The organism is uncultured Succinatimonas sp. (genome assembly GCF_905203285.1).
Taxonomy (GTDB): Bacteria; Pseudomonadota; Gammaproteobacteria; order Enterobacterales; family Succinivibrionaceae; genus Succinatimonas.
The window spans coordinates 69,252-77,066 of sequence record NZ_CAJKVK010000002.1; the positions used below are offsets into that span (position 1 = coordinate 69,252).

Annotated in this window: 7 protein-coding genes; 6 read left to right on the forward strand and 1 reads right to left on the reverse strand. The window is 38.5% G+C overall.

The window, feature by feature from the left end:
• Position 1: 1 nt before the first annotated feature.
• Entirely contained in the window at positions 2-916 is a 915-nt protein-coding gene (gene lepB, locus QZ019_RS00675) for a signal peptidase I (RefSeq protein ID WP_295481602.1), read from the forward strand.
• 10 nt (positions 917-926) lie between these two features.
• Complete coding sequence (rnc, locus tag QZ019_RS00680; RefSeq protein WP_295481604.1) at positions 927-1,628, forward strand: ribonuclease III; 702 nt, start codon at positions 927-929, stop codon at positions 1,626-1,628.
• On the opposite strand, the gene QZ019_RS00685 is transcribed toward rnc, so the two are convergent.
• Positions 1,602-2,399, reverse strand: a complete 798-nt coding sequence (locus QZ019_RS00685) for a glycosyltransferase family 25 protein (RefSeq protein ID WP_295481606.1) — start codon at positions 2,397-2,399, stop codon at positions 1,602-1,604. The two genes, rnc and QZ019_RS00685, sit on opposite strands and share 27 nt — an antisense overlap.
• A gap of 105 nt (positions 2,400-2,504) precedes the next feature.
• On the opposite strand from QZ019_RS00685, the gene era reads away from it, so the two are divergent.
• The 4 genes from era to relA are packed head-to-tail and all read left to right on the forward strand — an operon-like array spanning position 2,505 to position 7,743.
• The gene (era, locus tag QZ019_RS00690) at positions 2,505-3,410 is read left to right on the forward strand and encodes a GTPase Era (RefSeq protein ID WP_295481607.1); all 906 of its coding nucleotides are present in this window, start codon (positions 2,505-2,507) and stop codon (positions 3,408-3,410) included.
• 5 nt (positions 3,411-3,415) lie between these two features.
• The gene (gene recO, locus QZ019_RS00695) at positions 3,416-4,156 is read left to right on the forward strand and encodes a DNA repair protein RecO (protein ID WP_295481608.1); all 741 of its coding nucleotides are present in this window, start codon (positions 3,416-3,418) and stop codon (positions 4,154-4,156) included.
• Positions 4,157-5,500 carry a 23S rRNA (uracil(1939)-C(5))-methyltransferase RlmD gene (gene rlmD / locus QZ019_RS00700; protein ID WP_295481610.1) on the forward strand — a complete coding sequence of 448 codons (1,344 nt, stop codon included), beginning with the start codon at positions 4,157-4,159 and terminating at the stop codon, positions 5,498-5,500.
• An 11-nt stretch (positions 5,501-5,511) separates the two neighbouring features.
• Positions 5,512-7,743, forward strand: a complete 2,232-nt coding sequence (gene relA / locus QZ019_RS00705; RefSeq protein WP_295481612.1) for a GTP diphosphokinase — start codon at positions 5,512-5,514, stop codon at positions 7,741-7,743.
• The last annotated feature ends 72 nt before the right edge of the window (positions 7,744-7,815 follow it).

A 7,815-nucleotide genomic window follows, 5' to 3' on the forward strand; every position in this document is an offset into this window, starting at 1 on the left:
CTTGAATACCTTTGCATTGATTTTATTAATTGCTACCATAGTTACGGGAGTGGCTTTTTTCTATGACCTTTTTAAGCTGCGGCCAAAGCGCAAGTTAAATAAAGAAGCTTTTTTAAAGGCAAAGCCTGATGCTGACAAAAAAGAGCTTAAAAAGCTGATGGAGCCTACCGGTCTTTTAGGTCAGATAGCTTCTTTATTTCCCATCATTTTATTCGTGTTTTTATTCCGCTCCTTTTTCATTGAGCCTTTTCGCATTCCGTCAGGTTCGATGATGCCGACTCTTTTGTCAGGAGATTTTATCGCCGTGACTAAATGGAGTTACGGTATACGCGATCCTTTAACCAATAAAACTTTAATTGAGACGGGAAAGCCTGAGCGCGGCGATGTAGTGGTGTTTAAATACCCTGAGGACACTAACGTTGACTACATAAAGCGCGTGGTGGGAGTACCAGGTGATGAAGTAATTTACCGCAACAAGAAAATTTATCTAAGAAAAGCCTGTACTGCCGATAGCTGTGACAGTCCTGTAGGACTTGAAGTTGAAGAAATCGGAACATACAGCGAAGAGAGTTTTGGCTTTGCGGAAAATTATGTCTTATTTAAAGAAAAATTAGGCAAGGTAAATCATGAGGCGATGATAAATCCCCGTGCACCTGAATTTTTACAGTACTACTATAGGCAGCCGGGCTCCACCTTAGGTTCTTGGATTGTGCCTGAAGGTCATTATTTTGTGATGGGCGATAACCGCGACAATAGCCGTGACAGTCGCTTCTGGGGATTTGTGCCTGAAGAATATCTAATCGGTAAAACCATAGGCATTTGGCTTTCTTTTGAATTTAATAACGGGCCTGATGATATATTGCCAAGCTTTATTCCAAGCTCAATTCGTTTCTCCCGAATCGGCGGAATTGATTAAGGAGTAAAAGATGGCAGTAACTAAAAATATCTTTGCCTTACATCAATTGGAAATTACCATAGGCTATTCTTTTCAGAATCTGTCATTGCTTGAACAGGCGTTAACGCACAGAAGCTTTGGTCCCGTGCACAATGAAAGACTTGAGTTTTTAGGTGACTCAATCTTAGGTATGATAATAGCCAAAAAGCTTTATGAGATGTTTCCGCATAACCCTGAAGGCGATTTAACCAGAATGCGTTCATCTTTGGTACGTGAAACAACTCTTGCTGAGCTTGCCCGTGAGTTTGGTCTTGGCAATTGCTTGAGATTAGGCCCAGGTGAACTTAAAACCGGAGGCGCGCGTCGCGATTCGCTTCTTGCCGATGCTGTTGAATCGGTGATTGCCGCTATGTATTTAGACAGCGGTGAAGAGTTTGATACGGTAAGACAAATCGTTTTAAGCTGGTTCCATAGCCGTTTAAAGACTATAAATCCTAAAATTAATCAAAAAGATCCGAAATCGTCATTGCAAGAGTTACTTCAGTCACAGCATAAACCGTTGCCGCAGTATAAAGTAGTAAATATCTCGGGAACGGATAACGATCAGGTATTTACCGTTGAGGTATGCGTTGAAGGGGTTAGTGAGATGTTCTCAGGTAAAGGATCGTCAAAACGCCGTGCCGAACAAGTTGCGGCACAGCATTTGTTAGACTTTTTGACTGCTAAAAAGTGATTTTAAGACCCGTTTTAAATTTTTTAGGGTTAGGTTTTTTCTCAGCCACGATTTTTGATTTTCAGGAAGAGTGGTGAATCTTTGAAGCTGTGACGGCTCTCCTGTCGGGATGAATGTAATGGGAAGAGTTTTCCATGCGTTAAGCTTATTGTAGGCAATAAGTCCTGACAGAATATCAGCAGGCATTCTTACCGGATATCCTTTAGCTAAAAGCTTTTTAGCTCCTTCTTTGGTAATGATGTATGCAGATGTTCTGTAAACATTTTTGCGGCGATTAAAAAGCCAATCCCAGTTGGGAATTCCGATCCTCTTTACTTGAATGTTGCCAAAAGAAATTGTCTCTTTGCTAAAGGAATTGAGTTTATCTTCATAATCTAAAAAGAGGATCTCAAATCCAGTTTTTTCTTGAACATCTTTTATTTGTTCTAAAAACGCAGCGACATCTGCATTAAGCGGAACTACATCATCTTCAATAATTAAAGCAACAGCGATATTTTCATCGACGATTTTTTGATAAAGATGTAAATGAGATAGAGCGCAGCCGTACTCACCGTTAGAATAAACACGGTTATATGAACAGCAGGAAATACTGTTATGCCAAAATCTTTGATGCTTGGTGCGATCGATATTAAATTTACTTAAATCTTCTTTGTTGCCGTTAACGGCCGGAAACCAAATAGCATCATTAATGCCGTATTTTTGTAAACCGGCAAAAACCTTATCACGACGATTTTGATGGTGTTCAAGACTTACAAGAAAAATAGGCAGCATTGTTTTCTCTTCGACTAACTAATATGATAGGTATAAAACACTATATGCTATTATAATTCACATTATTTTTAATTTGAAAATTTAAGTATTCAAAAGGTTATCTTCATGGTGAATAGCTCAAAATTCGGTTTTGTAGCTCTTATCGGTCGACCCAATGTCGGAAAGTCGACCTTGATGAATCATCTTATAGGACAGAAGGTAAGTATTACCTCGCGTCGTCCGCAGACCACCCGTAATCGTGTTTTGGGTATTGATACACAAGGTGAGTATCAGGCGGTATTTGTTGACACCCCAGGACTACATAAAGAAGAAAAAAGAGCTATTAATCGTTTAATGAATCGAGCAGCCGAAAGTGCGCTTGGTGATGTTGAGCTTATCTTGTTGGTAGTTGATGCCACGTTATGGACGGATGATGATGAAATGGTATTTTCAAAAATTGAAAATACCAATGTTCCAGTGGTTTTAGTTATCAACAAAATTGATAAAGTACATGATAAAACAACACTGCTGCCTTTAATTGAACGCTTAAGTAAGAGAGTAAACTTTAAAGCAATTGTTCCTGTTTCAGCTTTACGTTCAACTAATTTAGACGATCTTAAAAAACTTGTGTTTGAGTCCTTGCCTGAAGGCCCACATTGCTTTTCTGAGGACAGCATTACCGACAGGTCGTCCCGCTTTATGGCAGCTGAGCTTATCCGTGAGAAACTGATGCGTCAGATGGGAGATGAGCTTCCGTATAGTGCGACAGTTGAGATTGAAGAATTTAAAGAAGAAGATAATCTTATTAAAATCAGTGCTGTGATTTTAGTTGAGCGTGCAGGACAAAAGAAAATGGTTATCGGAGCTGGTGGCTCACGTATCAAGAGAATAGGTACTGATGCCCGCATTGATATGGAAAAGCTTTTTGACTGTAAGGTGTTTTTAAATCTCTTTGTTAAAGTCAAAGCCGGATGGGCTGATGACGAGCGTGCTTTAAAGAGTCTTGGTTACGCTGATTTTGAGGATAAATAGGTCTGATGTTGACCTTATTGCCACCAAGCCCTGCCTTTGTGATTCACTCGCGAGAATATCAAGAGCATAGTTTACTTGTCGAGTTTTTTACTTTAAATCATGGCAGGGTTTCGGCAATTGCAAAAAGAGTAAAAACGGGACGTTCTCCTTTTAAATATTTACTGCAGCCGTTTTTCCCTCTTAACGTGTCATTTAAGCAGGGAAAATCTGATTTATGGCAAGTTTATGATGTTGAACCAAGCGGCGAGCTTATTTCTTTTTCCGTTCCTGAAGTTTTCTGCGCATCATATTTAAATGAGCTTTTATATTATTTATATAAAAGTAAGGATTCCGATCCTAAATTATTTGCCTCCTACCTTGAAACTTTAAAAGGTATATATGAAAAAGAGGCATTAGATAAGGCATTACGTGAGTTTGAATTTGCGCTTTTAGATTCTTTGGGTTACGGAATATGTTTTGAAGATAAAGAAGGCAATGCTTTGCAGTCTGGCTTGTTTTACCATTTTTTGCCTGATATCGGTTTTATTAAAATTTCCGATTATGAATCAGTCTCTGAATCTGTGGATTTTTCTGAAGTTTTTCCGGGCGAAAAGCTTATCATGCTTTTAAATAAGCAATATCTAAGCATTGATGTTTTAAAATGTGCGCAAAAAATTACGAATAAAGCTTTATCAATGCTATTAAATAATAAAGAAATAAAAAGTCGTGCTTATTATCGGGCGTTTTTACAGTCAAAGGATAAATAAATGGTTACTTTTTATAAACCTAAAGCAAAAACAGTTACGCAAAAAGCTTTTGAAGTTGAATGCATAGATTTAGATTTGCAAGGGCGCGGTGTTGCTAAAAATGATAATAAAACATGGTTTATTTCTAATTTAATCCCAGGTGAGAAAGCCCGTGTGTCACCTGTCATAGTCAAAGATAAAATTGGTGAAGCAAAAGTAACTAAGTACATTTATAAATCAGATAAAAGAGTACAACCTCAATGTCCTCTTGAAGAAAGCTGCGGCGGTTGCCCTTTAGCCTATGTAAAAGAAGATGAGCTCTTGTCCTATAAAGTAAAAGGGCTTTATCAGCTTTTAAAAAAATCAGGAGTTTTGCTTAATGAAACTCCGTCTTTTGTTGTAACAAGCAATGCGTTAAATTATCGCCGCGCTTGTCGGTTAGCGATTCGTATCGATCATGGCAAAGTTACGGTCGGTTTTAGAGAAGGAAAATCGCAAAAATTAGTTTCACTTACAACCTGTAAGGTTTTAAGTGAAAGAATAAATGAAGCAATAGCTAAAGTTGTTGAGCTTTTAAACAAGCTTCAGGGTAAGCGTAATTTAGGTCATCTAGAATTTATAGATTCAGATGGAGCATTGGGTATCTTTTTAAGGGTAACTGAAAATCTTCCTGATATTGATTTAGACCTTATTAGCTCTTTTGGTAAAGATAATTCTTATGTAATAAGCGTCGGTGTTCCTTATCAACATGAAATTGATTCAAGTGAACAAGTTCGTGAGGTTTTACTTACGGATAACGCTGATAAGCTTTTTATAAACGCTTCTGATTGTAAAATCATTTGTAAACCTACAGCTTTTGTGCAGGTTAATAAAGAAGTCAATAAAGATCTTATAAATCTGGTTTTAGATGCGGTAAAACCGCAGCCCAACATGAAAGTTTTAGATCTTTTCTGTGGTCTTGGCAATTTTACTTTGCCTTTGGCAAAAGAAGGAGCCGAAGTCCTTGGCATTGATATCGTGTCATCAATGATTAAAGATGCGCAAAAGAATGCAGAGTTAAACAATCTTAAAAACGCTAAATTTGCAGTTGCCGATCTTGAGGATGAGTTTGAAAAACAGCAATGGGCAAAAATCAAATATGATGCCGTGGTTTTAGATCCGGGGCGTATGGGAGCAAAACGTGCCACTTTGTTTGTTTCAAAGCTTAAAATTCCACAGATTGTAATGATTTCGTGCAATCCTTTAGCTGCGTCACGCGATATTCGTGAATTAATTAAATCAGGGTATAAAATAACTGCATGGGGAGCTCTTGACATGTTCCCGCGTACGTCCCATATTGAGCTAATGACTGTTTTTTCTTTGTGAGGAAAATCTAAGTGGTCGCTTTACGTGAAACTCATAGTGCCTCGTTTAATTTTGAAACTTGGGGTGAAAGATTAGATCTGCCTGCAAGTGAAAAAGATATTCTGCACCGCACTTACCTTTATGTTTTAGATAAGATGCACGCAACTGATAAAACGGTCATTGATAATTACTCACGCTTAACAGCTGAAATCGTCTCGATTTTACTTACCTTAAGCATGGATCTTGAATCTTATCAGGTAGCGTTTTTGTATCCTGCTTATGAAAAGAAAATCTTAAATGACGAAGAAATTAAGGAGACCTTCGGGCAAAGCATTTGTAAGCTTTTACATAGCGTAAAGGATATGGAGGCAATCCGCTTCCTGCAGAATTTAAACTCGGATAAAACCACCGATCAACAGGTAGACAGAGTACGACGCATGCTCTTATCTATGGTTGATGATGTAAGAGCGGTGGTAATAAAACTTGCCGAGCGTATCGCGGTAATAAGAGCGGCAAAAAACGCCGATGCTGCGACTCGTAATTTAATTGCTAAAGAAATTGCCAATATTTACGCGCCTCTTGCTAACCGCTTAGGCATTGGTCAGCTTAAATGGGAACTTGAGGATTTAGCGTTTCGCTGCCTGCATCCTGATATTTATAGAGATATTGCAAATAAGCTTGATGAAAAGCGTATTGATCGTGAAAGATATATAGAAAATTTTGTAAAAGAATTAAAAGAGCTACTCGAAAGTTCGGGTATTCACGGTGAAGTTTACGGGCGCCCCAAGCATATTTACAGCATTTGGCGCAAAATGCAGAAAAAGCATTTGGAGTTTAACGAGCTTTACGACGTTCGTGCGGTACGAGTCGTTCTTGAAAAGCTTCAGGATTGTTATGCTGCTTTAGGTATTATTCATACAAGGTGGCATCATATTTCAAGTGAATTTGATGACTATATTGCAAATCCTAAACCTAACGGTTACCAGTCAATTCATACCGTGGTGTACGGTGACGGGCATAAAGCAGTAGAGATTCAGATTCGCACTGCTGCCATGCATCAAATGGCAGAGCTTGGTGTTGCTGCGCATTGGAAATATAAAGAAGGCTCAGGTCAAGGCTCAGGTGTTGAGCAGCGCATCAATTGGCTGCGTAAGCTTTTAGCTTGGCGCGATGACATGGTTGAATCAGGTGCTCTTCTTGATGAGTTTCGTACCCAAGTTTTTGAAGATCGCGTTTATGTGTTTACGCCGCGCGGTGAGGTAGTTGATTTGCCTACAGGCTCAACTCCGCTTGATTTTGCCTATCAGGTTCACACTATGGTAGGGCATCGCTGCATCGGTGCTAAAGTTGACGGACGTATTGTTCCTTATACTTATAAGCTTAATACCGGTGAGCAGGTTGAAATCATTACGCAGAAAAATCCCAATCCTTCACGGGATTGGTTAAATCCTGACAACGGATTTTTACGTACGGCAAAAGCACGCGCTAAAGTCTTATCATGGTTTAGAAAAGTTGATCATGATAAAAATGTTGAAGAAGGCTCTGATTTAATAGAAAAAGAAGTCTCACGCCATGAGCTTAATTTAAATAAAGATCAAGTCGCGTCTTTAATTAAAGATAAATTGTCACGTTTTAACGTTAAAACGGTTGACGATGTATACGCAGGGGTAGGTGCCGGTGATATTAAATTAAATCAGATCATAAGCTACCTTGAAGAACGGGTTTTAAAAAATAAAGCTGCTGAAAAAGAGATCGGCATTGATGATTTGATGGCAACTAAAAATGCCTCTTTACTTAATAAAAGAAAGCAGCATAAAGGCGCCATTATAGTTGACGGTGTCGGTAATTTAATGACGCATATTGCTAAATGCTGTCAGCCGATTCCGGGGGATGCTATTGCCGGTTTTGTAACTCAAGGTCGAGGCATTTCGATTCATAGAGCGGATTGCAGTACTTTTGCAGAGCTTAAAGAAAAAAATCCTGAAAGAGTGGTTACTGCAGAATGGGGCTGCAATACGTCAGCCGGAGGTTATACAATAACCGTAAGAGTGGTAGCTCAGGATTATTCTGGTCTTTTAAGAGACGTAACGACCATTATTGCCAACGAAAAAATTAATGTGTTAGGTGTTCGCTCTCATATTGATCGCTCAAAGGATTTGTCGATAATTGATATTGACATGATGATTGTCAATGTCGAATCAATGAATAGAATGATTGCTAAATTAAATGATTTAGATAGAGTTCAGTCGGCTAAGAGAATGTAGAATTTGGGTCGACAACTGAATTAAATATAAAAATGATATTTAAATAAAAATTTTTTATATATTTTCTCAGTT